Consider the following 24,403-nt stretch of genomic DNA (forward strand, 5'->3'; position numbering starts at 1 on the left):
CCGCGAAACGTTTCAGGATGAGAAACTCATAACGATGAAAGGCAGTAACAAATCCCGCTGGGTGATAGCCATCGTGGTGGTCATCGCCGCCATCGCCGCATTCTGGTTCTGGCAAAACCGGGGCGAACCGCAGAGCACCGCGCCCGGCGCTACCGGACAAGCGAAGTCAACGGCTGGCGCAGGTCGTCGCGGTATGCGCTCCGGTCCACTCGCGCCGGTGCAGGCCGCGACCGCCACGGAGCAGGCCGTTCCGCGTTATCTCACTGGTCTGGGCACGATGACCGCAGCCAACACCGTCACCGTACGTAGCCGCGTGGATGGACAACTGCTGGCGCTGCATTTCCAGGAGGGTCAACAGGTTAAAGCCGGTGACCTGCTGGCGGAGATCGATCCCAGCCAGTTTAAAGTGGCACTGGCACAGGCGCAGGGCGTGCTGGCGAAAGACAAAGCCACCCTCGCTAACGCCCGTCGCGATCTGGCCCGTTACCAGCAACTGGTCAAAAGCAACTTAGTCTCCCGCCAGGAGCTGGACGCCCAGCAGGCGCTGGTGAGCGAATCCGAAGGCACGATTAAGGCCGATGAAGCCAGCGTCGCCAGCGCGCAGCTGCAACTCGACTGGAGCCGCATCACCGCGCCGGTCGATGGTCGCGTCGGTCTGAAACAGGTAGATGTCGGCAATCAGATTTCCAGTGGTGACACCAACGGTATTGTGGTGATCACCCAGACGCATCCCATCGACCTGATTTTCACCCTACCGGAAAGCGATATCGCCACCGTCGTGCAGGCGCAAAAAAGCGGACAGCCGCTGGTCGTTGAAGCCTGGGATCGAACCAATTCGAAAAAGCTTAGCGCGGGCGTATTGCTGAGTCTGGACAATCAGATCGATGTCACTACCGGGACAATCAAAGTCAAAGCTCGCTTTGATAACCAGGATGACGCGCTGTTCCCGAATCAGTTTGTGAATGCCCGAATGCTGGTCGACACCGAACAAAACGCCGTAGTGATCCCGACTGCCGCCCTGCAAATGGGTAACGAGGGTCACTTCGTCTGGGTGCTGAACGATGAAAACAAAGTCAGTAAGCACTTGGTCAAAACGGGTATTCAGGACAGCCAGAAGGTAGTGATCAGCGCCGGGATTTCAGCCGGTGATCGCGTCGTCACCGACGGGATTGACCGCCTGACGGAAGGGGCGAAAGTGGAAGTGGTAGACGCGCAGGCCGCCGCCACAACCGATACAAAAGCCACCAGCCGTGAATACGGTAAGAAAGGAGCGCGCTCCTGATGCAGGTGTTACCTCCAAGCAGCACGGGCGGCCCGTCGCGCCTGTTTATTATGCGTCCTGTCGCCACCACGCTGCTGATGGTGGCGATTCTCCTCGCCGGGATCATCGGCTATCGTTTCCTGCCCGTTTCCGCGCTGCCGGAGGTGGACTATCCCACCATTCAGGTGGTGACGTTGTATCCTGGCGCCAGTCCGGATGTGATGACCTCTGCGGTCACCGCGCCGCTGGAACGTCAGTTTGGCCAGATGTCCGGACTGAAACAGATGTCGTCGCAAAGCTCCGGCGGCGCGTCGGTGGTGACGCTCCAGTTCCAGTTGACCCTGCCGCTGGATGTGGCCGAACAGGAAGTTCAGGCGGCCATTAACGCCGCCACCAACCTGCTGCCGGGCGACCTGCCGAACCCGCCGGTCTACAGCAAGGTCAACCCTGCCGATCCGCCGATCATGACGCTGGCGGTGACCTCTACCGCCATGCCGATGACCCAGGTAGAAGACATGGTTGAAACCCGCGTGGCGCAGAAAATCTCCCAGGTCTCCGGCGTCGGGTTAGTGACGCTCTCCGGCGGTCAACGTCCGGCGGTCCGCGTGAAACTCAATGCGCAGGCCATTGCCGCGCTGGGCCTGACCAGCGAAACCGTCCGCACGGCGATTACCGGCGCGAACGTCAACTCCGCCAAGGGCAGCCTTGATGGCCCTACTCGCGCGGTGACGCTCTCAGCGAACGATCAGATGCAGTCTGCCGACGAATACCGCCAGCTCATTATTGCTTACCAGAACGGCGCGCCGGTTCGTCTGGGCGATGTCGCTACCGTTGAACAAGGGGCAGAAAACAGCTGGCTCGGCGCATGGGCAAATAAAGAACAGGCTATTGTGATGAACGTCCAGCGCCAGCCTGGCGCTAACATCATCTCAACGGCAGACAGCATTCATCAGATGTTGCCACAGCTTAAAGAGAGCCTGCCGAAATCGGTGAACGTGACGGTACTGTCCGACCGCACCACCAACATCCGCGCCTCGGTGAGCGACACCCAGTTCGAGTTAATGCTGGCCATCGCGCTGGTCGTGATGATCATCTATCTGTTCCTGCGCAATATTCCCGCCACCATTATCCCCGGCGTTGCCGTCCCGCTGTCGCTGATCGGCACGTTTGCAGTGATGGTGTTTCTCGATTTCTCCATCAACAACCTGACGCTAATGGCGCTGACCATTGCCACCGGCTTTGTGGTGGATGATGCGATTGTGGTGATCGAAAACATTTCGCGCTATATCGAAAAAGGGGAAAAACCGCTGACGGCCGCGCTGAAAGGGGCCGGAGAAATCGGCTTTACCATTATCTCATTGACCTTCTCGCTGATTGCGGTCCTGATCCCGCTGCTGTTCATGGGCGATATCGTGGGGCGTCTGTTCCGCGAATTTGCCGTGACGCTGGCGGTGGCGATTTTAATCTCTGCGGTGGTGTCGTTAACTCTGACGCCAATGATGTGCGCCAGAATGCTGAGCCAGGAGTCGTTGCGTAAGCAAAACCGCTTCTCCCGCGCGTCGGAGAAAATGTTTGACCGTGTGATTGCCGGTTACGGACACTGGCTGGCGAAGGTGCTGAACCATCCCTGGCTGACGCTGAGCGTGGCGCTGGGCACCCTGCTGTTAAGCATCATGCTGTGGGTGTTTATTCCAAAAGGCTTCTTCCCGATCCAGGATAACGGCATCATTCAGGGCACGTTGCAGGCGCCGCAGTCCAGTTCCTTTACCAGTATGGCCCAGCGCCAGCGGCAGGTGTCGGACGTGATACTGAAAGATCCGGCGGTTGAAAGCCTGACCTCCTTTGTCGGCGTCGATGGCACCAACCCGTCGCTGAACAGCGCGCGTCTGCAAATCAACCTGAAACCGCTCGACGAACGTGATGATCGCGTCCAGAAGGTGATCGCCCGTTTGCAGGACGCCGTGGCGAGAGTACCGGGCGTCGACTTGTATCTGCAACCGACGCAGGATCTGACGATCGATACACAGGTCAGCCGCACGCAGTATCAGTTCACGCTGCAGGCCACCTCGCTGGATGCCCTCAGCACCTGGGTGCCGCAACTGATGGAAAAACTGCAGGCGTTGCCGCAGCTTTCTGACGTCAGCAGTGACTGGCAGGATCAGGGCCTGGTGGCGTATGTGAATGTCGATCGCGACAGCGCCAGTCGGCTGGGGATCAGCATGGCGGATGTCGATAATGCGCTGTATAACGCCTTCGGTCAGCGCCTGATTTCTACGATCTACACCCAGGCGAATCAGTATCGCGTGGTGCTGGAACACAATACCGAAACTACGCCTGGGCTGGCGGCGCTCGATTCGATCCGTCTGACCAGCAGCGACGGCGGCATGGTGCCGCTCAGCGCCATCGCTAAAATTGAGCAGCGCTTCGCGCCGCTCTCGATTAACCATCTGGATCAGTTCCCGGTCACCACTATCTCGTTTAACGTTCCGGACGGTTATTCGCTGGGCGATGCAGTTCAGTCAATTCTCGATACCGAAAAAACGCTGAATCTGCCCGTGGATATCACCACTCAGTTCCAGGGCAGCACCCTCGCCTTCCAGGCGGCGTTGAGCAGCACCATCTGGTTGATTGTCGCGGCGGTGGTGGCGATGTATATCGTGCTCGGCGTGCTGTACGAAAGCTTTATTCACCCGATCACCATTCTCTCTACGCTGCCCACGGCGGGGGTCGGCGCGTTGCTGGCGCTGATGATTGCCGGGAGCGAACTCGGCGTGATCGCCATTATCGGCATTATTTTGCTGATCGGCATCGTGAAGAAAAATGCCATCATGATGATCGACTTTGCCCTTGCTGCTGAGCGCGAACAGGGGATGGCGCCGCGCGAGGCGATTTTCCAGGCCTGTCTGCTGCGTTTTCGTCCGATTCTGATGACCACGCTGGCAGCGCTGCTGGGCGCACTGCCACTGATGCTGAGCACCGGCGTGGGGGCAGAACTGCGCCGTCCGCTGGGGATTGGTATGGTGGGCGGCTTACTGGTCAGCCAGGTGTTGACACTGTTCACCACCCCGGTTATCTATCTGCTGTTTGACCGCCTGTCGCTATATATGAAAAACCGCTTCTCTCACCGGGAAGAGGAGGCGTAAATGAAGTTTTTCGCGCTTTTCATTTACCGTCCGGTGGCGACAATTTTAATCTCTCTCGCCATCACCCTCTGCGGCGTGCTGGGGTTTCGACTGTTGCCTGTCGCCCCGCTGCCGCAGGTCGATTTTCCGGTGATTATGGTCAGCGCCTCGCTGCCGGGAGCCTCGCCGGAGACCATGGCATCCTCCGTCGCAACGCCGCTGGAGCGCTCACTGGGGCGCATTGCCGGGGTCAGTGAGATGACCTCAAGCAGTTCCCTCGGCAGCACGCGCATCATTTTACAATTTAACTTCGATCGCGATATCAACGGCGCGGCGCGAGATGTGCAGGCAGCGATAAATGCGGCGCAAAGTCTGCTGCCAAGCGGCATGCCGAGCCGACCAACTTACCGCAAAGCCAATCCGTCCGACGCGCCGATCATGATTCTGACGCTGACCTCGGAGACATATTCGCAAGGTGAGCTATACGACTTCGCCTCAACCCAACTGGCGCAGACCATCGCGCAAATCGACGGTGTCGGCGACGTTGACGTAGGCGGCAGCTCGCTGCCCGCCGTGCGCATCGGGTTGAATCCGCAGGCGCTGTTTAACCAGGGCGTCTCACTGGATGAGGTACGCACCGCCATCAGCAACGCTAACGTGCGCAAACCGCAAGGGGCGCTGGAAGATTCCACGCATCGCTGGCAGATCCAGACCAATGACGAACTCAAAACGGCGGCGGAATATCAGCCACTGGTGATTCATTACAACAATGGCGGCGCCGTACGGCTGGGTGATGTCGCCACGGTGACGGACTCGGTACAGGATGTCCGCAACGCCGGGATGACCAACGCCAAACCGGCGATTTTGCTGATGATCCGCAAACTGCCGGAAGCCAACATTATCCAGACGGTCGACAGCATTCGGGCCAGACTCCCGGAGTTGCAGTCCACCATCCCGGCGTCGATTGATATGCAAATCGCCCAGGATCGCTCGCCAACCATCCGCGCCTCGCTGGAAGAGGTTGAGCAGACGCTGGTCATTTCCGTGGCGCTGGTCATTCTGGTGGTCTTTCTGTTCCTGCGCTCCGGACGTGCCACGCTGATCCCCGCCGTGGCGGTTCCGGTTTCGTTAATTGGCACCTTTGCCGCGATGTATCTGTGCGGATTCAGCCTCAATAACCTGTCGCTGATGGCGCTGACCATCGCCACCGGCTTTGTGGTAGATGACGCCATCGTGGTGCTGGAAAATATCTCACGTCATCTGGAAGCCGGAATGAAACCCTTGCAGGCCGCGCTGCAGGGGACGCGTGAAGTGGGCTTTACCGTGCTGTCTATGAGCCTGTCGCTGGTTGCCGTGTTCCTGCCGTTGCTGCTGATGGGCGGGCTGCCGGGACGATTACTGCGTGAATTTGCCGTCACGCTGTCGGTGGCGATTGGTATCTCGCTGCTGGTTTCGCTCACGCTCACCCCAATGATGTGCGGCTGGATGCTGAAATCCAGCCAGCCGCGGGAGCAGAAACGGCTGCGCGGATTTGGCCGCATGCTGGTCGCACTGCAACAGGGCTACGGTAAGTCGCTGAAATGGGTGCTCAACCATACGCGACTGGTCGGCGTGGTGCTGCTCGGCACTATTGCACTGAATATCTGGCTCTACATTTCAATTCCGAAAACCTTCTTCCCGGAGCAAGACACCGGCGTATTGATGGGCGGGATTCAGGCTGACCAGAGCATCTCGTTTCAGGCGATGCGCGGTAAGCTTCAGGACTTTATGAAGATTATTCGCGATGATCCGGCCGTGGATAATGTCACCGGATTTACCGGCGGCTCGCGAGTCAACAGCGGGATGATGTTTATCACCCTTAAGTCCCGCGACGAACGTCGGGAGACTGCGCAGCAGGTGATCGACCGTCTGAGGGTGAAACTGGCAAAAGAGCCGGGTGCCAATCTGTTCCTGATGGCGGTACAGGATATTCGCGTCGGCGGACGCCAGTCCAATGCCAGCTATCAGTACACGCTGCTGTCAGACGATCTGGCTGCGCTACGCGAATGGGAACCGAAGATCCGCAAAGCCTTAGCCGCCCTCCCCCAACTGGCGGACGTCAACTCCGACCAACAGGATAACGGTGCGGAGATGAACCTTATCTACGATCGTGAAACCATGGCGCGGCTGGGTATTGACGTGCAGGCGGCTAATAGCCTGTTAAACAACGCCTTTGGTCAGCGGCAGATCTCCACCATCTATCAGCCGATGAACCAGTATAAAGTGGTGATGGAAGTCGATCCGCGCTACACCCAGGACATCAGCGCGCTGGAGAAAATGTACGTCATTAACAGTGAAGGCAAGGCGATTCCGCTCTCCTGGTTTGCCAAATGGCAACCGGCGAACGCGCCGCTGTCGGTGAATCATCAGGGGCTGTCAGCAGCGTCCACCGTCTCCTTCAACCTGCCTACGGGTTCCTCGTTGTCAGAAGCCAGTGACGCCATTCATCGGGCGATGACCCAACTTGGCGTGCCGTCCACCGTGCGCGGCAGTTTTGCCGGGACCGCGCAGGTCTTCCAGGAAACGATGAATTCTCAGGTGATCCTGATTATTGCCGCGATTGCCACGGTCTATATTGTGCTCGGCATGCTGTATGAAAGTTATGTTCACCCGCTGACCATCCTCTCCACCCTTCCCTCCGCAGGGGTGGGCGCACTGTTAGCGCTGGAGATTTTCGATGCCCCGTTCAGCCTAATCGCCCTGATAGGGATCATGCTATTGATTGGCATCGTGAAGAAAAACGCCATCATGATGGTCGATTTTGCGCTGGAAGCGCAGAGGCATGGCAACCTCACCCCGGAACAGGCGATTTTCCAGGCCTGTCTGCTGCGTTTTCGCCCGATTATGATGACCACGCTGGCCGCACTGTTTGGCGCGCTGCCGCTGGTGCTTTCCGGCGGCGACGGTTCTGAACTGCGCCAGCCGCTGGGGATAACCATTGTCGGCGGTCTGGTGATGAGCCAGTTGTTAACGCTCTATACCACTCCGGTGGTGTACCTCTTCTTCGACCGTCTGCGGCTGCGTTTTTCGCGTAAACACCGTAAACCGATAACTGAGACATGACAGAACTCCCCAACAGCACCCGCTGGCAACTGTGGATTGTGGCATTCGGCTTCTTTATGCAGTCGCTGGATACCACCATCGTCAATACTGCGCTTCCCTCGATGGCGAAAAGCCTCGGGGAAAGCCCGCTGCACATGCATATGGTCGTGGTCTCGTATGTGCTGACCGTGGCGGTCATGCTGCCTGCCAGCGGTTGGCTGGCGGACAAAATCGGCGTGCGGAATATTTTCTTTACCGCCATTGTACTGTTTACCCTGGGCTCGCTGTTTTGCGCTGGTTCCGGCACGCTAAATGAACTGGTCATGGCGCGGGTGTTACAGGGCGTTGGCGGTGCCATGATGGTACCGGTCGGCCGGCTGACGGTGATGAAGATTGTCCCGCGCGAGCAGTACATGGCGGCGATGACGTTTGTCACGCTGCCGGGCCAGATAGGCCCGTTGCTGGGCCCGGCGCTGGGCGGGATCCTCGTGGAATATGCCTCCTGGCACTGGATTTTCCTGATCAACCTTCCGGTCGGTATTGTCGGCGCGATCGCCACGCTGATGCTGATGCCCAACTACACCATGCAAACCCGACGCTTCGATCTCTCGGGTTTTCTGCTGCTGGCGGCTGGGATGGCGGTTCTGACCATCGCGCTGGACGGCAGCAAAGGGATGGGGATGTCGTCGTTCGCGCTCGGTGCGCTGGTGGTGTGCGGCGTGGCGGCCATTTTGCTCTACCTGAAGCACGCCAACGATAACCCGCGGGCGCTGTTCAGTCTCCACCTGTTCCGCACGCCAACCTTCTCGCTGGGGCTGTTTGGCAGCTTTGCCGGACGCATCGGCAGCGGCATGTTGCCTTTCATGACGCCGGTCTTTTTGCAAATTGGTCTCGGCTTTTCCCCGTTTCACGCCGGGCTGATGATGATCCCCATGGTGCTCGGCAGTATGGGGATGAAACGGATTGTCGTACAGGTGGTTAACCGTTTTGGCTATCGGCGGGTGCTGGTCTTCACCACGCTCGGACTGTCGGTGGTAACCCTGCTGTTTATGTCCACTGCGCTGTTGGGCTGGTATTACGTGCTGCCGCTGGTGCTGTTTGTTCAGGGCATGGTCAACTCGACGCGTTTCTCCTCCATGAACACCCTGACCCTGAAAGATCTGCCGGATGAGTTAGCCAGCAGCGGGAACAGCCTGCTGTCGATGATTATGCAACTCTCGATGAGTATCGGCGTCACCGTTGCCGGTCTGCTGCTAGGGATGTTCGCGCAGCAGCATATGACAGTGGATAGCGGAACGTCGCATACCGTCTTTATGTACACCTGGCTGTGTATGGCTTTTATCATCGCGTTGCCCGCTGTGATCTTTGCCCGCGTCCCAAACGATACCCATAAAAATGTCGTCATTGCGCGACGCAAAAGGAGAACCTGATGAAGCTCTGGCGACCCGGTATTACCGGCAAACTGTTTCTGGCGATTTTCGCCACCTGCATTGTGTTGTTGATCAGTATGCATTGGGCGGTACGCATCAGCTTCGAACGAGGGTTCATTGACTACATCAAAAACGGCAACGAGCAGCGTCTGACCATGCTCAGCGACGCGTTAGGTGAACAGTACCAACAGCACGGTAGCTGGCGCTTTTTACGCAATAATGACCGCTTTGTGTTTCAGATCCTCCGCTCCTTTGAACATGACAAAGACGATGACAGACAAGGCCCGGGTATGCCGCCGCATGGCTGGCGTACACAGTTCTGGGTGGTGGACCAGGATGCGCATGTCATGGTTGGCCCGCGCGGTCCGGTTCCCGGAGACGGCACGCGGCGGCCCATTCTGGTGAACGGCCAGGAGGTCGGCGCCGTCATTGCCTCCCCTGTTGAACGCCTGACGCGTAACACCGACATCAACTTCGATAAACAGCAGCGGCGCACCAGTTGGCTTATTGTGGCGCTCTCAACCTTGCTGGCGGCGCTGGCGACCTTTCCACTCGCGCGCGGACTGCTGGCCCCGGTCAAACGGCTGGTCGAAGGCACGCACAAACTGGCCGCCGGGGATTTCACCACCCGTGTTGCCGCCACCAGCGCCGATGAGCTGGGCAAACTGGCGCAGGACTTTAACCAGCTCGCCAGTACCCTGGAAAAGAACCAGCAGATGCGTCGCGATTTTATGGCCGATATCTCGCATGAACTGCGTACACCGCTGGCTGTCCTGCGCGGTGAACTGGAAGCGATTCAGGATGGCGTGCGGAAATTCACGCCGGAATCGGTGGCCTCGTTACAGGCGGAAGTGGGGACGCTGACCAAACTGGTCGACGATCTGCACCAGCTTTCGATGTCTGACGAAGGCGCGCTGGCCTACCAAAAAACCACCGTCGACCTGATCCCACTACTGGAAGTAGCGGGCGGCGCATTCCGCGAACGTTTTGCCAGCCGTGGTCTGACGCTACAGTTTTCCCTGCCCGATAGCGTTACCGTGTTCGGCGATCGCGATCGCCTGATGCAGTTATTCAACAACCTGTTAGAAAACAGCCTTCGTTACACCGACAGCGGCGGCAGCTTGCTTATCAGCGCAGAGCAGCGCGACAAACGCGTGCTGATCACCTTCGCCGACTCCGCGCCGGGAGTCAGCGACGAGCAGTTGCACAAACTGTTCGAACGATTCTACCGTACCGAGGGATCGCGCAACCGCGCCAGCGGAGGGTCCGGACTGGGACTGGCGATTTGCGTCAACATCGTCGACGCGCATAATGGTCACATCCACGCTGCCCATTCGCCTTTTGGCGGGGTTAGCATTACAGTAGAGCTACCGCTGGAACGCGATTTACAGAGAGACGTATGACTGAGTTACCCATTGATGAAAACACGCCACGCATCCTGATTGTGGAAGATGAACCCAAGCTGGGACAGTTAATTATCGACTATCTGCGCGCCGCGAGCTATGCCCCGACGCTGATTAGCCATGGCGATCAGGTACTGCCTTATGTGCGCCAGACACCGCCGGATTTAATCCTGCTGGATCTGATGCTGCCGGGGACCGACGGTCTGACCCTGTGTCGCGAAATCCGTCGCTTCTCCGAGGTGCCAGTTGTAATGGTCACCGCCAAAATTGAGGAGATCGACCGCCTGCTGGGGCTGGAAATTGGCGCGGATGATTACATCTGCAAACCCTACAGCCCGCGCGAAGTGGTCGCCCGCGTGAAAACCATTCTGCGCCGCTGTAAGCCGCAGCGTGAACTGCAGCAACTGGACGCCGAAAGCCCGCTGATCGTCGATGAAAGCCGTTTCCAGGCCTCCTGGCGCAATAAAATGCTCGACCTGACGCCTGCGGAATTCCGTCTGCTCAAAACGCTGTCTCATGAGCCGGGGAAAGTCTTTTCCCGCGAGCAGTTGCTGAATCATCTCTATGATGATTATCGCGTGGTCACCGACCGCACCATCGACAGCCATATCAAAAACCTGCGTCGCAAACTGGAAGCGCTTGATGAAGAGCAGTCGTTTATCCGTGCGGTGTATGGCGTCGGGTATCGCTGGGAAGCGGATGCCTGCCGGATTGCCTGACACGGCAGCGCAAATAGTGGCCCGATAACGCCGCGTTATCGGGCCTGGCGTTTTCCTTTACCTCGTTTGTCCGCAGCGCTACAATGCCCGCCCTTAACGTGAGGACTCTCCTCTAGCCGCTTCATCAGGTGAAGCGGATCTGACCTGTCATCAGAACGAGAACACTATGTTTAAACCGGAACTCCTTTCCCCGGCGGGAACGCTGAAAAATATGCGTTACGCTTTCGCCTATGGCGCAGATGCCGTCTATGCGGGCCAGCCGCGTTACTCGCTGCGCGTGCGCAATAACGAATTCAATCACGAGAATCTGCAGCGCGGCATTAATGAAGCCCACGAGTTGGGGAAAAAATTCTACGTGGTGGTCAACATCGCGCCGCATAACGCAAAGCTGAAAACCTTTATCCGCGATTTGAAGCCGGTAGTGGAAATGGGTCCGGATGCCCTGATCATGTCTGATCCGGGCCTTATCATGCTGGTGCGTGAGCACTTCCCGCAGATGCCGATTCACCTCTCCGTGCAGGCCAACGCCGTGAACTGGGCGACGGTGAAATTCTGGCATTCGATGGGGCTGACCCGCGTGATTCTGTCGCGCGAACTGTCGCTGGAAGAGATTGAAGAGATCCGCAACCAGGTACCGGAGATGGAGATTGAGATCTTCGTTCACGGCGCGCTGTGCATGGCCTATTCCGGTCGCTGCCTGCTTTCCGGTTACATCAATAAGCGCGACCCGAACCAGGGCACCTGTACCAACGCCTGCCGTTGGGAATATAACGTACAGGAAGGCAAAGAAGATGTGGTCGGTAATATCGTCCACAAATACGAGCCGATCCCGGTACAAAACGTGGAGCCGACGCTGGGTATCGGCGCGCCAACCGATAAAGTGTTTATGATTGAAGAGGCCCAGCGTCCGGGCGAATACATGACCGCGTTCGAAGACGAGCACGGCACTTACATCATGAACTCGAAAGATCTGCGTGCCATCGCCCACGTTGAACGCCTGACGCAGATGGGCGTGCACTCGCTGAAAATTGAAGGTCGCACCAAATCCTTCTACTACTGCGCGCGTACCGCACAGGTTTATCGCAAAGCGATTGACGACGCCGCTGCCGGCAAACCGTTTGACCCGCAGTTGCTGGAAACGCTGGAAGGTCTGGCGCACCGTGGCTACACCGAAGGTTTTCTCCGTCGCCACACCCATGACGATTATCAAAACTACGAATACGGTTACTCGGTTTCCGAGCGTCAGCAGTTCGTGGGCGAGTTTACCGGTGAGCGCAAAGGCGACCTCGCAGCCGTGGCGGTGAAAAATAAATTCTCGGTCGGCGACAGCCTGGAACTGATGACCCCGCAGGGCAACGTGAACTTCACGTTAGCGCAGATGGAAAACGCCAAAGGCGAGCCAATGCCAGTGGCGCCGGGTGACGGTTATACCGTATGGATCCCTGTTCCACAGGATCTGATGCTGGATTATGCACTGTTAATGCGCAATTTTTCCGGCGAATCAACGCGAAATCCGCACGCTAAATAGTTAATCAGGGTTATTTTTTCACGCCAGGAGGAATCTTAGAAACCGATCACATACCGCTTCGTTCATTAAGGGTATTATCCGTTTCGCTGAAAAACATAACCCATAAATGCTAGCTGTACCAGGAACCACCTCCTTAGCCTGCGTAATCTCCCTTACGCAGGCTTATTTTTTTTGCGGCCTGATCGTATATTGTGTGTGTATTTTAAGCCTGTTCTGACCTCCCCTTTTCGTTTCTGCTATACACTTTCTTCATAGATTCCAAAAACAAACAGGCAAAAAAGGAATGGATCATTTTCCCTCCAGCGTATTGATTCTGAATGGTAAAAGTGCTGATAACCCCGTACTGCGGGAAGCCATTGGGCTGCTCCGCGATGAAGGAGTAGAGATTCACGTTCGCGTCACCTGGGAAAAAGGCGATGCCGAACGCTATGTCGAAGAGGCCCGTCGTCTGGGCGTTGAAACGGTGATCGCCGGCGGCGGCGACGGTACGATTAACGAAGTGTCGACGGCGTTGATCCAGTGTGAGGGGCCCGATATTCCCGCGCTGGGCATTCTGCCACTGGGCACCGCCAATGACTTTGCCACCAGCGTCGGGATCCCCGAGGAGTTAGATAAGGCGCTGAAGCTGGCGATTGTCGGTAACGCCATTGAGATTGATATGGCGCAGGTCAACGATAAGACCTGTTTTATCAATATGGCGACCGGCGGTTTTGGTACGCGCATCACCACCGAGACGCCGGAAAAACTGAAAGCGGCGCTGGGCGGCGTGTCATACATCATTCACGGCCTGATGCGCATGGATACGCTAAAACCGGACCGCTGCGAAATCCGTGGTGAGAACTTCCACTGGCAGGGTGATGCGCTGGTGATTGGGATTGGTAACGGGCGTCAGGCTGGCGGCGGTCAGCAGTTGTGTCCAAATGCGTTGATCAACGACGGTTTGCTGCAACTGCGGATTTTCACCGGGGAAGAGATCCTGCCCGCGCTGTTTTCCACCCTGAAACCACAAGAGGAAAACCCCAATATCATCGACGGCGCTTCGGCCTGGTTCGATATCCGGGCACCGCATGACATTACCTTTAATCTTGATGGCGAACCGCTGAGCGGACAGGAATTTCATATCGAAATCCTGCCCGCCGCGTTGCGGTGTCGACTGCCGCCGGATTGCCCGCTACTGCGTTAGGCAATCGTCACTTTGTTATCGAGATAGACATCCTGCACGGCGTTGATCAATTTCACGCCGTCAGCCATCGATTTTTTGAACGCTTTACGACCGAGAATCAACCCCATCCCGCCTGCGCGTTTGTTGATGACCGCCGTACGTACCGCGTCGCTCAGGTCAGTTTCACCGCCTGCCGCGCCGCCGGAGTTGATCAACCCGGCACGCCCCATATAGCAGTTTGCCAGTTGATAGCGCACCAGATCGATCGGGTTCTCGGTGGTCAGTTTGCTGTAGACGCGATCGTCGGTGTAGCCATAATTCACGGCTTTGTATCCGCCGTTATTTTCCGCCATTTTCTGTTTGACGATATCCGCGCCAATCGTTGCCGCCAGATGGTTCGCCTGCCCGGTTAAGTCGGCGGAGACGTGGTAATCGACGCCCTCTTTTTTAAACGCAGAATTTCGCAGATAGGCCCACAGCACGGTGACCATACCCAGCTCATGCGCCCGTTCAAAGGCGGCGGAAATCTCTTCAATCTGCCGACGTGACTCTTCTGAACCAAAGTAGATGGTTGCGCCTACGGCCACCGCCCCCAGATTGAACGCCTGTTCCACGCTGGCATACAGTGTCTGGTCGTAGGTATTCGGATAGCTGAGGGTTTCGTTATGGTTGAGTTTCACCAGAAACGGAATGCGATGCGCATAACGGCGCGAGACGGAAGCCAGTACGCCATAGGTCGAGGCTACACAGTTACATCCGGCTTCGATCGCCAGTTCAACGATGTTTTTCGGGTCAAAATAGAGCGGATTGGCGGCAAACGACGCACCTGCCGAGTGTTCAACCCCCTGATCGACCGGTAAAATGGACAGGTAACCCGTTCCCCCCAGACGCCCGGTGTTATACAACGTCTGCATGTTACGCAATACCGCAGGCGGACGGTTGTTGTCCACCATCACGCGGTCGACGTAATCATGTCCGGGCAGATAGAGTTGGTCAGAGGGTATGGTCATGCAACGATGCTGTAAGAGGCTGTCGGCGTCTTTGCCAAGCAACTGCGCAATATCAGTCATAGTTATGCTCCCGTAAGTTCCGAATGAGTCGGAATGTGGATTGTCCTGACCCGCGTTTTGCGGGCAGCCATAAGTCTGGTACCGACCGGCCATTTTTTCCATCTTTTGGGGATTTTTCAGCGCAATCGGCTGGCACGATTCACTGACGATAAAGTGTTAAGACGGTCAAGGTTTTGCTTCAAAGGTATTTAAAAGGTATTATTAAATGGTACTGTCATGACGTACCTTATCTGTCATGAAGGATTTAAAGATGAAAACTACAGTGAAACTGTCGTTCATGATGTTCGTTGAATGGTTTATCTGGGGAGCCTGGTTTGTTCCACTCTGGCTCTGGTTGAGTAAAAGTGGTTTTACCGCCGGTGAGATTGGCTGGTCTTATGCCTGTACGGCGATCGCCGCGATTTTGTCGCCGATCCTCGTGGGCTCGCTGACCGACCGCTTCTTCTCGGCGCAAAAAGTGCTGGCAGTCCTGATGTTCGCCGGTGCAGTGCTGATGTATTTTGCCGCCCAGCAGACGACGTTCGGTGGATTCTTCCCGCTGCTGCTGGCCTACTCGCTCACCTATATGCCAACCATTGCGCTGACCAACAGCATCGCGTTTGCTAACGTGCCGGACGTGGAGCGTGACTTCCCGCGCATCCGCGTGATGGGCACCATCGGCTGGATTGCCTCTGGTCTCGCCTGTGGATTCCTGCCACAGATGCTGGGCTATAACGACATCTCGCCAACCAACATCCCGCTGCTGGTGACGGCGGCCAGCTCTGCGCTGCTGGGTGTGTTTGCCTTCTTCCTGCCGGATACCCCGCCGAAAAGCACCGGCAAGATGGACGTAAAAGTCATGCTGGGTCTGGATGCGCTGATCCTGCTGCGTGATAAAAACTTCCTCGTCTTTTTCTTCTGCTCGTTCCTGTTCGCGATGCCGCTGGCGTTCTATTACATCTTCGCCAATGGGTATCTGACCGAAGTGGGGATGAAAAACGCCACTGGCTGGATGACCCTCGGTCAGTTCTCCGAAATCTTCTTTATGCTGGCGCTGCCCTTCTTTACGAAACGCTTTGGTATTAAGAAGGTATTGTTACTTGGTCTTATCACAGCGGCGATCCGCTACGGTTTCTTCATCTACGGCGGCGCAGACGAATACTTCACCTATGCCCTGCTGTTCCTCGGTATTTTGCTGCACGGTGTGAGCTACGACTTCTACTACGTGACGGCGTATATCTACGTCGATAAAAAAGCGCCAGTGCACATGCGTACCGCCGCACAGGGGTTGATTACGCTCTGCTGTCAGGGTTTCGGCAGCCTGCTGGGCTACCGTCTTGGCGGCGTGATGATGGAAAAAATGTTTGCTTATCCGGAGCCGGTCAATGGCCTGACCTTCAACTGGGCTGGCATGTGGACATTCGGGGCGGTGATGATCGCCGTGATAGCCGTACTATTTATGATTTTCTTTCGCGAATCGGACAAAGAAATTACCGCTATTGAGGTTCGCGAGACTGCGTTGACACAAGGGGAAGTAAAATGAAAGCAGAACGTATTCTCGGTGCTCTTTACGGGCAGGCGTTAGGGGATGCGATGGGTATGCCGTCAGAACTGTGGCCAAGAACCCGCGTCAAAGCACACTTTGGCTGGATTGACCGCTTTCTGCCGGGCCCAAAAGAAAATAACGCGGCCTGTTATTTTGGCCGCGCAGAATTTACCGACGATACCTCAATGGCGCTCTGTCTGGCGGATGCTCTGCTGGAACGCGACGGCGAGATCGACCCGGACCTGATTGGACGTAACATTCTCGACTGGGCGTTGCGCTTTGACGCCTTCAATAAAAACGTCCTCGGGCCGACGTCGAAAATCGCCCTGAACGCGATTCGCGACGGGAAGCCGGTCGCAGAACTGGAGAATAACGGCGTCACCAACGGCGCGGCCATGCGCGTATCGCCATTGGGATGTCTGCTGCCCGCCCGCGATCTGGATGCGTTTATTGATGATGTCGCGCTGGCCTCCAGCCCGACGCACAAATCCGATCTGGCTATTGCCGGTGCGGTGGTGGTGGCATGGGCGATTTCACGGGCGGTCGAGGGTGATTCCTGGGCCGCGATTGTTGACTCGCTTCCCGCCATTGCCCTGCACGCCCAGCAAAAGCGCATCACCACGTTTAGCGCATCGCTCTGTGCGCGTCTGGAGATGGCGCTCAAAATTGTGCGCCATGCTGACGGAGCCGAAGCGGCCAGCGAACAGTTGTATCAGGTGATTGGCGCCGGAACCAGCACGATCGAATCGGTGGCCTGCGCCATCGCGATGGTCGAACTGGCGCAAACGGATCCCAATCGTTGCGCCATTTTGTGTGCCAATCTCGGCGGCGATACCGATACCATTGGAGCAATGGCAACGGCCATTTGCGGCGCGTTGCAGGGTGTCAGCGCCATCAACCCGGTATGGAAACAAGAGCTGGATACGGTCAATCAGCTCGATTTCAGCCGCTATGCGACGGCGCTTGCTCGTCTGCGCCAACGTCGGGAGGCGTCATGAACACTTCACGTTTAGCCGAACTGTTGCCGGGTTTAACGACTCGCCAGCCGGTCACGGTTGTCGGCGCGGCGGTCATCGATGTCATCGCTGATGCCTATGCCCTGCCCTGGCGCGGTTGTGATATTGAGCTGAAGCAGCAAGGCGTTAACGTCGGCGGCTGCGCGCTGAACATCGCCGTGGCGCTGAAACGGCTGGGTATTGATGCCGGTAACGCCCTGCCGCTGGGCCAGGGCGTGTGGGCGGAGATCATTCGTAACCGGATGGCGAAAGAAGGGTTACACAGCCTCATTGAGACCGCGCAAGGCGACAACGGCTGGTGCCTGGCGCTGGTCGAACCGGATGGCGAGCGTACATTCATGTCATTCAGCGGCGTTGAGAACCAGTGGAATGCCAACTGGCTGGCCCAGCTCACCATCCCAACTGACAGCCTGATTTATCTTTCGGGCTATCAGTTGGCCTCGCCCTGCGGCGAGCTGCTGGTGCAATGGCTGGAAGGACTGGATCGCGTTATGCCATTTATCGATTTTGGCCCGCGGATTGGCGATATTCCTGATGCGCTAATGGCGCGCATTCTGGCCTGTCGTCCGCTGGTATCGCTCAATCGTCAGGAAGCCGAAATCGCGGCGGAACGGTTTGGTCTGCGCCAGGATGTGGAAGGTTTAGGTGCGCAATGGGTGAAGCGATTTGCTGCGCCATTAATTGTGCGCCATGACAAAGAAGGCGCCTGGTATTTCAGTGCGCAATCTTCCGGATGCGTACCCGCCTTCCCGACAACGGTCGTTGATACGATTGGCGCAGGTGACAGCCACGCGGGCGGCATGCTGGCCGGGCTGGCGTCGGGTTGGTCGCTGGCGGATGCCGTACTGCTCGGCAACGCCGTGGCATCGTGGGTGGTTGGACATCGCGGCGGTGACTGCGCGCCGTTTCGCGAGGAGTTACTCCTCGCACACAAAGACGTATAAATCGCTTCGACAGTAGCTGATGCTGTACTCGATGGGTCGCTGCTGCTGGTCAAGCGCCACCTGCTTGATCACCAGCACCGGCACTTTGCTGTCCATCTGGATATGCGACTGGAACTCGGCATCCGGCATCTTTGCACTCACCCGTGAGCGGGTGCGCTGGGGATGAATATGCTGGCTGCGGAAATAGTCGTACAGCGATATGCCAATTTCATCGGCATCATGAATAAGATGCGCGGGTACCCATGACTCTTCGATAGAAACCGCGTCCTCATCAACGTAGCGGATGCGCTTAAGCAAAAACACATCGCTGCCAGCGGCAATCGCCAGCTGTTGCGCCACCTCTTCCGGACACTTCACGACTCGTTTGTTGACCCATAAGGTGTCCGGTTTTTTCCCGCGCAGAACCACCTGTTGAGAAAACCCACGCGCCTCTTTGAGCGAATATTCAAAGATGTTGTTGATCTGCGTGCCGTAGCCGCGCGCACGCGTCACCACGCCCTCTTCTTCCAGCGCCTGCATCGCTTTGCGCACCGTGATGCGCGAGACACCCGTTAACTGACTGAGATCGCGCTCGCCGGGCAAGATGTTGCCATGCGCAAGCGCACCACTGCGCACGGCATTTTTCACCGTCTCGGCAAACTTGATATACAGCGGGGTATTGTCCACCGCTGAAATACGTTCGTTCAGTTGCGCGATAAGTTGAGTATGCGCTTGTTCCATGAGTCTTTTTCCTGACAGCCAGTCTGCTGCCAGTATATACGCTACCAATACGCGTGGAAATGATGAACCGGCCCAATGCCGTGCCCGACTTCCAGCGTGTCGGCCTGCGCCAGCGCCGCCGACAGCCAGATTTTAGCCTCCTGCACCGCCCCGGCCCAGTCACGATGGCGTGGACGCAGCGCGGCCAGCGCCGCAGAGAGCGTACATCCGGTGCCGTGCGTGTTTTTGGTCATCACCCGCGGTGCGGTAAAGCGCTGTTCACCGGTCGCCGTAAAGAGCCAGTCAGGACTTTGCTCATCGTCCAGATGACCGCCTTTCATCAGCACCGCGCCACAGCCCATCGCCAGCAGCGCCCGCCCCTGTTCCAGCATCTCCTTTTCCGTTCGCGCGTGCGGGCAATCCAGCAGCGCCGCCGCTTCAGGCAGGTTGGGCGTAATCAACGAAACCCGTGGCAACAGCCGCCTGCGCAATGTCTCAACGGCGGAAGGCGACAACAACGGATCGCCGCTTTTCGCCAGCATGACCGTGTCCAGTACCACATTCTGCACCTGATGGCGTTCCAGTCGCTCCGCTACCGCCTCGACGATATCGGTTTCCGCCAGCATGCCGATTTTGGTGGTATCGATGCGCACATCACTGAATACCGAATCGAGCTGGGCGGCGACAAAATCCGGTTCAATGCGATACACCGACTGCACGCCACGCGTATTCTGCGCCACCAGCGCGGTAATTACCGCACAGCCGTAAGCGCCGAGCGCCGAGAAGGTTTTCAGATCGGCCTGAATGCCGGCGCCGCCGCTGGGGTCGGTGCCAGCAATGGTCAGTGCGTTAATCCGTTTCATGCTGTGACCTCCGTATCCAGGGCGTAGAGCGCGTCGAGAAACGCCGGGACAAAACTGCCCGGTCCGTGACAGATTTTGCTGGCGCGCTGCCCTGCCAGTTTCATCCATCCACAGGCGGATGCGATGTTTTCGATCCGGCTTCCAGGTAGCGCGCAGCTGGCGGCGACCACGGCAGAAAGCGCACAGCCGGTGCCCACGACTTTCGTCATCAGCGGATCGCCGCCGGTGACGCTCAGAGTGCGCTCGCCGTCGGTGATGTAATCCACTTCGCCAGTAACGACCACAACAGCGCCGGTCTGGCGTGCCAGAATCTGCGCCGCCGGCAGAGCCGCTGCAACCGGATCGGTGGCGTCCACTCCGCGCCCCCCCGCGCTTTCGCCGGCTAACGCCAGGATCTCAGAGGCGTTACCGCGAATGGCTGCCGGTGTTAAGGCAAGGAGTTCAAGGCAGAAACGGCGACGATATTCAAGCGCGCCTACGGCGACTGGGTCCAGCGTCCAGGGGGTTTTGGCGCTGTTCGCCTGCTCAACCGCCGCCCGCATCGCATGCGCACGCGGTTGTGTCAGCGTACCGACGTTGATGAGCAACGCGCTGGCAAGGGCTGCAAACTGGCGAGCTTCTTCAGGCTCAATCACCATCGCCGGAGAAGCCCCCAGCGCCAGTAGCGTATTAGCAGTAAAACTCTGTACGACATCGTTGGTCATACAATGTGTTAACGGAGAGAGAATGCGAAAATCTTGTAAGGTACGAACCGCATGTTCGCGGCTGTGCAGGTCAGGCTGCATGGTTACGCTCCTGCCCGCGCGAAGAAGGGACACGAGCAGTGTCTGACTTCCCTACGCTGGCATTATCCAGATCAGGTGGTACGGGTATTTCTCAGCCCTTCGTGAAAAGGGGCACCCCGAGTCATTAACGAAATTTTTCTGCGTGACGAGTTAAGTCACCCGCGTGATGATACCCTCACCGGCCCGATTTGTAACCCTTTCGCTACTCTGCATTTGCCTTTTCAGCCTGAACATTAATAGTGAAAACCGCCACCCGCACGGCCGCCGCCAATATGATCGCCGCCGCCTAAGCCATGCGCGCTATGTGAATTCGCCGCATTATTGCTACCATTTCCAGTGCCATGCTCTGCGTGACTGGCCCCTGCAGAACGAGAATTTCCGCCTTTAACTGTCGGGCCAAATGCACTATTAAAAGCAACCGCTACCTGCGCATGCTTTGGCAACGATCCCGCAGGCACCAGACCATGCGATGTTTGCACCAGTGCTGTTGGTTTCAGACTCCCTGCAGCCACATTAATCGTATTTTTCCCCGTGCCAATGGCACCAATTACATTAGCTTTGGCCATCGCTTCGTCGTGGGCTTTTATCGCGTTAGCAAGATCATCCTCTGCCGCCTTTAAATTCGAGAAGGCCTGCGACTGAAATGCGCCTGCGCGATTTGACGCATCTGCCCAACTTGACACACTCCCTTTACCATAATTCGCTTGCGCGGCGGCGACATCTCCTTTTGCCGCGTCAACCATTCGTTGGGCATGAGCAACGGCTTGTTGTGCCTCCGCAATCTCAGAAGCACCTGCAGAAAAGGACGTCAGCAGAATAAGTCCTAAAAGCGTATTTCTCATTTCGCCCACCCCAGCATCTGACGCTGATCGTTCAGCACGGCTAACCGCCCGTTGGTATACACGACAAAATAATGTAAACCTTGCTGATAGATTGTCGCTTTTTCCGCTTTCTCATCGACGGCGGCCGGAACACCATCAATATCTAACCCTGTACTCACCTTTTTAATTTCCATGCCTTCAAAGTGATATACCGTTTTTTTCTTTGCCGCCTGAGCATGTTGCTTTACCGCTTTACGCGCATTGGCATATGCGTTTTGCTCCGCGTTATTGATCATCATCTGTTGATGAGACTGTTCAACCTGATAACAGACATCACGACTCACGCCTTTGGCTTCGCAGCGTGCGAGGCGCTGTTCTTCCGATACACAGCCAGACAAAATACTGCTCGCAAGGAGCATATAAACGATTTTTTTCACACTTAACATGTTCATCACTGCCATCACCATCATTAATTAACAAAATAATATAAACCTGCCTGAACAGGCAGGTTTATTAATATATCAATATTTGATTTGCAGAATATTTATACTATTTCTTTCTGTCAATATCGTTATACCTTCCGGGTTCTGGAAAAAACGTTTAATCGATAATATTAAGAATAATCCCATCTAAATGTTTTTTCTTTGATTCTTACATTAGCAATCAATTAACGATTGTAAATACAAAAAACCAATGTCATCAATCGTTTCGAGGCATGCAATTTAAATAAGATTAAATTCATGATCTTTATCAATATGGAAGGGTTTTGGCTAAATCATAGTTTGGGTTCAAATCTATTTATATGTTGACATTAATAATTTGTTATAAATAAAAATGATAATCACCTGAGTCCTTTATGCATATTTTTAAATGAAATCTATTATGTCGAAATTTATCATTCTTCATGTCTGCCTGAATCTCCTTATGATACTGGTGGGTTTTACGGCAGGGGTCATGTACGCCGAACGCTTGCGTTTCTGCATCTGGGGTCACTGATATCTGTTGTCAGCGGTCCAAAAATGTTCGAACGACCCATCATTTTTAGCCGAATTCTTCTATAGTGCAGTGTCAGTCGAGAAAAAGTATTTACATTTTTTACGAATTTTTCGGGAATCTAACAAACCCGCGCTTGTCAGTTATCATGAAGGCCGGGAAAGATACACGACTGATTTTGAGGGTCCTAACAGTGGAGAGCGTAGAAGTATGAAGAATAAATTGGTGATAGGCGCGCTGCTGCTCGCATCCAGCGCGGTCTGGGCCGCACCAGCTACAGCCGTCCCCGCGAAGGGGATTGATCAGTATGAACTCAGTGGCTTCATCGCTGACTTCACCCACTTCAAGCCTGGCGATACGGTGCCAGAGATGTATCGTACTGACGAGTACACCATTAAGCAGTGGAATCTGCGTAATTTACCTGCGCCAGATGCCGGGACGCACTGGACCTACATGGGCGGCGCATACGTGCTGATCAATGATGCTGACGGTAAAATTATTAAAGCCTACGACGGCGAGATTTTCTATCACCGTTGAGATTCACCCCCTCAGGCTGAGGGGGGATCCAACGCTTACTTTATCATTAAGGTCATCAGGATAACCCCACGCAGTCAATCATATTTAAGAAAAACGCCCACGTTATTCAGTGGTGCTACATAGCTCAAGTAGCGTTATTTAAATTAAATATTCACCACATCAATATAAAATCAATGCGGTGAATAGAGATAATAAAACCGTTTAGCCGAAATCAGACGGCGCGAAAGGCAATTTCGCCAGGGATGACTTCACCCTGCCAGTAAAGCTGCGCGGCAACACGCCCTGCCAGTTCGCGATACATTACGGTGAAATCACTGTCCGGACGGCTGACAACGGTTGGCGTACCGCGATCGAGATCTTCACGCAGACTGATATGCAGCGGCATTTGCCCCAACAGTTGCGTGTGATACTGCTCCGCCAGTTTCTGCGCGCCGCCGGTACCAAAGATCGGCTCATGATGACCGCAGTTGCTGCAGATATGCATGCTCATGTTTTCGACAATGCCCAGAACCGGCACCTCGACTTTTTCAAACATGACAATGCCTTTTTTAGCGTCGATCAGCGCGATGTCCTGCGGCGTGGTGACCACCACAGCCCCCGTGACCGGAATGTTTTGCGCCAGAGTCAGCTGAATGTCACCGGTACCCGGCGGCATATCCAGCACGAGGTAATCCAGATCCGGCCACAGCGTCTCTTGTAGCATCTGCAACAGCGCTTTACTGGCCATCGGCCCACGCCATACCATCGCATTATCATCAGTGACCAGATAACCGATAGAGTTTGTCGCCAGCCCGTGAGACATGATCGGCGCCATGTGGGTACCATCCGGCGAGGTTGGGCGCTGGTTTTCCGCACCCAGCATGGTGGGGATCGACGGACCATAAATGTCGGCGTCCAGAATCCCCACTTTCGCCCCTTCTGCCGCCAACGCCAGCGCCAGGTTTACCGCAGTCGACGATTTACCGACGCCACCTTTGCCGGAACTGACGGCAATAATGTTCTTCACGCCGTTCACGCCCGGCTGATTTTTCACGCGCTTCAGGGTGGCGATGTTGTGAGAAAGCTTCCAGTCGATCGCCTTCGCCCCGGTGATCCGCAGCAGATCAGCGCTACATTGCTCTTTTAACACCTCAAATGCACTGTGCCAGACGAACGGCATGACCAGTTCAACGTGCAGCGTGTCATCCATCCAGGCGACGTGGTGCAACGCCTTCAGCGTCGTCAGGTTATGCTTCAGGGTGGGGTGCTGAAAATTCGCCAGCGTCCCGGCGACCATGGCGCGCAGGGTTTCTGGTGATTTGGCCTGGGATTGTGCGTTCATCCCGACTCCTTTTTGTTGTTCTGAAAAGGTCAATTGTAGTGAGGTAGTGTACTCCAGCGGTAACAATTATTCATTTGTGGTTTGATGCCCTTAATTCTTGGCGTAGTTATTCCCTTTCAGGTA

General features: G+C 56.1%; 19 protein-coding genes and 1 riboswitch. Of the genes, 12 read left to right on the forward strand and 7 right to left on the reverse strand.

Annotation, left to right across the window (positions count from 1 at the left end):
* Positions 1-34: 34 nt before the first annotated feature.
* The 8 genes from AL479_RS00610 to yegS all read left to right on the forward strand — a co-directional run bounded on the left by AL479_RS00610 (position 35) and on the right by yegS (position 13,727).
* Complete coding sequence (locus AL479_RS00610) at positions 35-1,282, forward strand: MdtA/MuxA family multidrug efflux RND transporter periplasmic adaptor subunit (protein ID WP_061074667.1); 1,248 nt, start codon at positions 35-37, stop codon at positions 1,280-1,282.
* Positions 1,282-4,404: a multidrug efflux RND transporter permease subunit MdtB gene (gene mdtB / locus AL479_RS00615; protein ID WP_061074668.1), complete on the forward strand. Its 3,123-nt coding sequence runs from the start codon at positions 1,282-1,284 to the stop codon at positions 4,402-4,404. The genes AL479_RS00610 and mdtB overlap by 1 nt, the downstream gene beginning before the upstream one ends.
* Entirely contained in the window at positions 4,405-7,485 is a 3,081-nt protein-coding gene (gene mdtC, locus AL479_RS00620; RefSeq protein WP_061074669.1) for a multidrug efflux RND transporter permease subunit MdtC, read from the forward strand.
* The gene (locus AL479_RS00625) at positions 7,482-8,894 is read left to right on the forward strand and encodes an MFS transporter (protein ID WP_061074670.1); all 1,413 of its coding nucleotides are present in this window, start codon (positions 7,482-7,484) and stop codon (positions 8,892-8,894) included. Before mdtC ends, AL479_RS00625 begins: the two co-directional genes overlap by 4 nt.
* Positions 8,894-10,297: a two-component system sensor histidine kinase BaeS gene (gene baeS / locus AL479_RS00630; RefSeq protein ID WP_061074671.1), complete on the forward strand. Its 1,404-nt coding sequence runs from the start codon at positions 8,894-8,896 to the stop codon at positions 10,295-10,297. Before AL479_RS00625 ends, baeS begins: the two co-directional genes overlap by 1 nt.
* Positions 10,294-11,016 carry a two-component system response regulator BaeR gene (baeR, locus tag AL479_RS00635; protein ID WP_061074672.1) on the forward strand — a complete coding sequence of 241 codons (723 nt, stop codon included), beginning with the start codon at positions 10,294-10,296 and terminating at the stop codon, positions 11,014-11,016. Before baeS ends, baeR begins: the two co-directional genes overlap by 4 nt.
* Before the next feature lie 166 nt (positions 11,017-11,182).
* Complete coding sequence (gene yegQ / locus AL479_RS00640) at positions 11,183-12,544, forward strand: tRNA 5-hydroxyuridine modification protein YegQ (protein ID WP_061074673.1); 1,362 nt, start codon at positions 11,183-11,185, stop codon at positions 12,542-12,544.
* A gap of 283 nt (positions 12,545-12,827) precedes the next feature.
* A complete protein-coding gene (gene yegS / locus AL479_RS00645) occupies positions 12,828-13,727 on the forward strand; it encodes a lipid kinase YegS (protein ID WP_061074674.1) in 900 nt (299 codons plus the stop codon).
* Here the strand turns inward: yegS and fbaB are convergent.
* Complete coding sequence (gene fbaB / locus AL479_RS00650; RefSeq protein WP_105291709.1) at positions 13,724-14,776, reverse strand: class I fructose-bisphosphate aldolase; 1,053 nt, start codon at positions 14,774-14,776, stop codon at positions 13,724-13,726. The two genes, yegS and fbaB, sit on opposite strands and share 4 nt — an antisense overlap.
* 250 nt (positions 14,777-15,026) lie before the next feature.
* Here fbaB and AL479_RS00655 point away from each other — a divergent pair, with 250 nt between their 5' ends.
* The 3 genes from AL479_RS00655 to AL479_RS00665 are packed head-to-tail and all read left to right on the forward strand — an operon-like array spanning position 15,027 to position 18,261.
* Positions 15,027-16,298, forward strand: coding sequence for a nucleoside permease (locus AL479_RS00655; protein WP_061074675.1), 1,272 nt, complete (start codon positions 15,027-15,029; stop codon positions 16,296-16,298).
* On the forward strand, positions 16,295-17,299 hold the full coding sequence (locus AL479_RS00660; RefSeq protein ID WP_061074676.1) for an ADP-ribosylglycohydrolase family protein: 1,005 nt from the start codon (positions 16,295-16,297) through the stop codon (positions 17,297-17,299). The genes AL479_RS00655 and AL479_RS00660 overlap by 4 nt, the downstream gene beginning before the upstream one ends.
* Positions 17,296-18,261, forward strand: a complete 966-nt coding sequence (locus tag AL479_RS00665; RefSeq protein ID WP_061074677.1) for a PfkB family carbohydrate kinase — start codon at positions 17,296-17,298, stop codon at positions 18,259-18,261. Before AL479_RS00660 ends, AL479_RS00665 begins: the two co-directional genes overlap by 4 nt.
* Here the strand turns inward: AL479_RS00665 and AL479_RS00670 are convergent.
* The 5 genes from AL479_RS00670 to AL479_RS00690 form a co-directional block, all read right to left on the reverse strand.
* Positions 18,235-18,981: a GntR family transcriptional regulator gene (locus tag AL479_RS00670; protein WP_061074678.1), complete on the reverse strand. Its 747-nt coding sequence runs from the start codon at positions 18,979-18,981 to the stop codon at positions 18,235-18,237. The two genes, AL479_RS00665 and AL479_RS00670, sit on opposite strands and share 27 nt — an antisense overlap.
* 41 nt (positions 18,982-19,022) lie before the next feature.
* Positions 19,023-19,823 carry a bifunctional hydroxymethylpyrimidine kinase/phosphomethylpyrimidine kinase gene (thiD, locus tag AL479_RS00675; protein ID WP_061074679.1) on the reverse strand — a complete coding sequence of 267 codons (801 nt, stop codon included), beginning with the start codon at positions 19,821-19,823 and terminating at the stop codon, positions 19,023-19,025.
* Positions 19,820-20,608: a hydroxyethylthiazole kinase gene (thiM, locus tag AL479_RS00680; protein ID WP_105291710.1), complete on the reverse strand. Its 789-nt coding sequence runs from the start codon at positions 20,606-20,608 to the stop codon at positions 19,820-19,822. The genes thiD and thiM overlap by 4 nt, the downstream gene beginning before the upstream one ends.
* 31 nt (positions 20,609-20,639) lie before the next feature.
* Positions 20,640-20,737, reverse strand: a riboswitch (TPP riboswitch).
* A 104-nt stretch (positions 20,738-20,841) separates the two neighbouring features.
* Positions 20,842-21,450 (reverse strand): hypothetical protein, encoded by a 609-nt coding sequence (locus tag AL479_RS00685; protein WP_061074680.1) that lies wholly within the window; start codon positions 21,448-21,450, stop codon positions 20,842-20,844.
* Complete coding sequence (locus tag AL479_RS00690; RefSeq protein ID WP_225851871.1) at positions 21,447-21,881, reverse strand: hypothetical protein; 435 nt, start codon at positions 21,879-21,881, stop codon at positions 21,447-21,449. The genes AL479_RS00685 and AL479_RS00690 overlap by 4 nt, the downstream gene beginning before the upstream one ends.
* A 751-nt stretch (positions 21,882-22,632) precedes the next feature.
* Here AL479_RS00690 and rcnB point away from each other — a divergent pair.
* Entirely contained in the window at positions 22,633-22,959 is a 327-nt protein-coding gene (gene rcnB, locus AL479_RS00695) for a Ni(II)/Co(II) efflux transporter accessory subunit RcnB (RefSeq protein ID WP_061074681.1), read from the forward strand.
* A 211-nt stretch (positions 22,960-23,170) separates the two neighbouring features.
* Here the strand turns inward: rcnB and apbC are convergent, their stop codons facing one another.
* Positions 23,171-24,280 (reverse strand): iron-sulfur cluster carrier protein ApbC, encoded by a 1,110-nt coding sequence (apbC, locus tag AL479_RS00700; RefSeq protein ID WP_061074682.1) that lies wholly within the window; start codon positions 24,278-24,280, stop codon positions 23,171-23,173.
* Positions 24,281-24,403 lie beyond the last annotated feature (123 nt).

Source organism: Citrobacter amalonaticus (genome assembly GCF_001559075.2).
In the GTDB taxonomy this organism is placed as follows: Bacteria; Pseudomonadota; Gammaproteobacteria; order Enterobacterales; family Enterobacteriaceae; genus Citrobacter_A; species Citrobacter_A amalonaticus_F.

What these genes read in the sequence shown, in the direction of transcription:
- AL479_RS00610 (WP_061074667.1), top strand. Translation starts at nt 35, where the DNA reads ATGAAAGGCAGTAACAAATCCCGCTGGGTGATAGCCATCGTGGTGGTC.
- mdtB (WP_061074668.1), top strand. Translation starts at nt 1,282, where the DNA reads ATGCAGGTGTTACCTCCAAGCAGCACGGGCGGCCCGTCGCGCCTGTTT.
- mdtC (WP_061074669.1), top strand. Translation starts at nt 4,405, where the DNA reads ATGAAGTTTTTCGCGCTTTTCATTTACCGTCCGGTGGCGACAATTTTA.
- AL479_RS00625 (WP_061074670.1), top strand. Translation starts at nt 7,482, where the DNA reads ATGACAGAACTCCCCAACAGCACCCGCTGGCAACTGTGGATTGTGGCA.
- baeS (WP_061074671.1), top strand. Translation starts at nt 8,894, where the DNA reads ATGAAGCTCTGGCGACCCGGTATTACCGGCAAACTGTTTCTGGCGATT.
- baeR (WP_061074672.1), top strand. Translation starts at nt 10,294, where the DNA reads ATGACTGAGTTACCCATTGATGAAAACACGCCACGCATCCTGATTGTG.
- yegQ (WP_061074673.1), top strand. Translation starts at nt 11,183, where the DNA reads ATGTTTAAACCGGAACTCCTTTCCCCGGCGGGAACGCTGAAAAATATG.
- yegS (WP_061074674.1), top strand. Translation starts at nt 12,828, where the DNA reads ATGGATCATTTTCCCTCCAGCGTATTGATTCTGAATGGTAAAAGTGCT.
- fbaB (WP_105291709.1), bottom strand. Translation starts at nt 14,776, where the DNA reads ATGACTGATATTGCGCAGTTGCTTGGCAAAGACGCCGACAGCCTCTTA.
- AL479_RS00655 (WP_061074675.1), top strand. Translation starts at nt 15,027, where the DNA reads ATGAAAACTACAGTGAAACTGTCGTTCATGATGTTCGTTGAATGGTTT.
- AL479_RS00660 (WP_061074676.1), top strand. Translation starts at nt 16,295, where the DNA reads ATGAAAGCAGAACGTATTCTCGGTGCTCTTTACGGGCAGGCGTTAGGG.
- AL479_RS00665 (WP_061074677.1), top strand. Translation starts at nt 17,296, where the DNA reads ATGAACACTTCACGTTTAGCCGAACTGTTGCCGGGTTTAACGACTCGC.
- AL479_RS00670 (WP_061074678.1), bottom strand. Translation starts at nt 18,981, where the DNA reads ATGGAACAAGCGCATACTCAACTTATCGCGCAACTGAACGAACGTATT.
- thiD (WP_061074679.1), bottom strand. Translation starts at nt 19,823, where the DNA reads ATGAAACGGATTAACGCACTGACCATTGCTGGCACCGACCCCAGCGGC.
- thiM (WP_105291710.1), bottom strand. Translation starts at nt 20,608, where the DNA reads ATGCAGCCTGACCTGCACAGCCGCGAACATGCGGTTCGTACCTTACAA.
- AL479_RS00685 (WP_061074680.1), bottom strand. Translation starts at nt 21,450, where the DNA reads ATGAGAAATACGCTTTTAGGACTTATTCTGCTGACGTCCTTTTCTGCA.
- AL479_RS00690 (WP_225851871.1), bottom strand. Translation starts at nt 21,881, where the DNA reads ATGAACATGTTAAGTGTGAAAAAAATCGTTTATATGCTCCTTGCGAGC.
- rcnB (WP_061074681.1), top strand. Translation starts at nt 22,633, where the DNA reads ATGAAGAATAAATTGGTGATAGGCGCGCTGCTGCTCGCATCCAGCGCG.
- apbC (WP_061074682.1), bottom strand. Translation starts at nt 24,280, where the DNA reads ATGAACGCACAATCCCAGGCCAAATCACCAGAAACCCTGCGCGCCATG.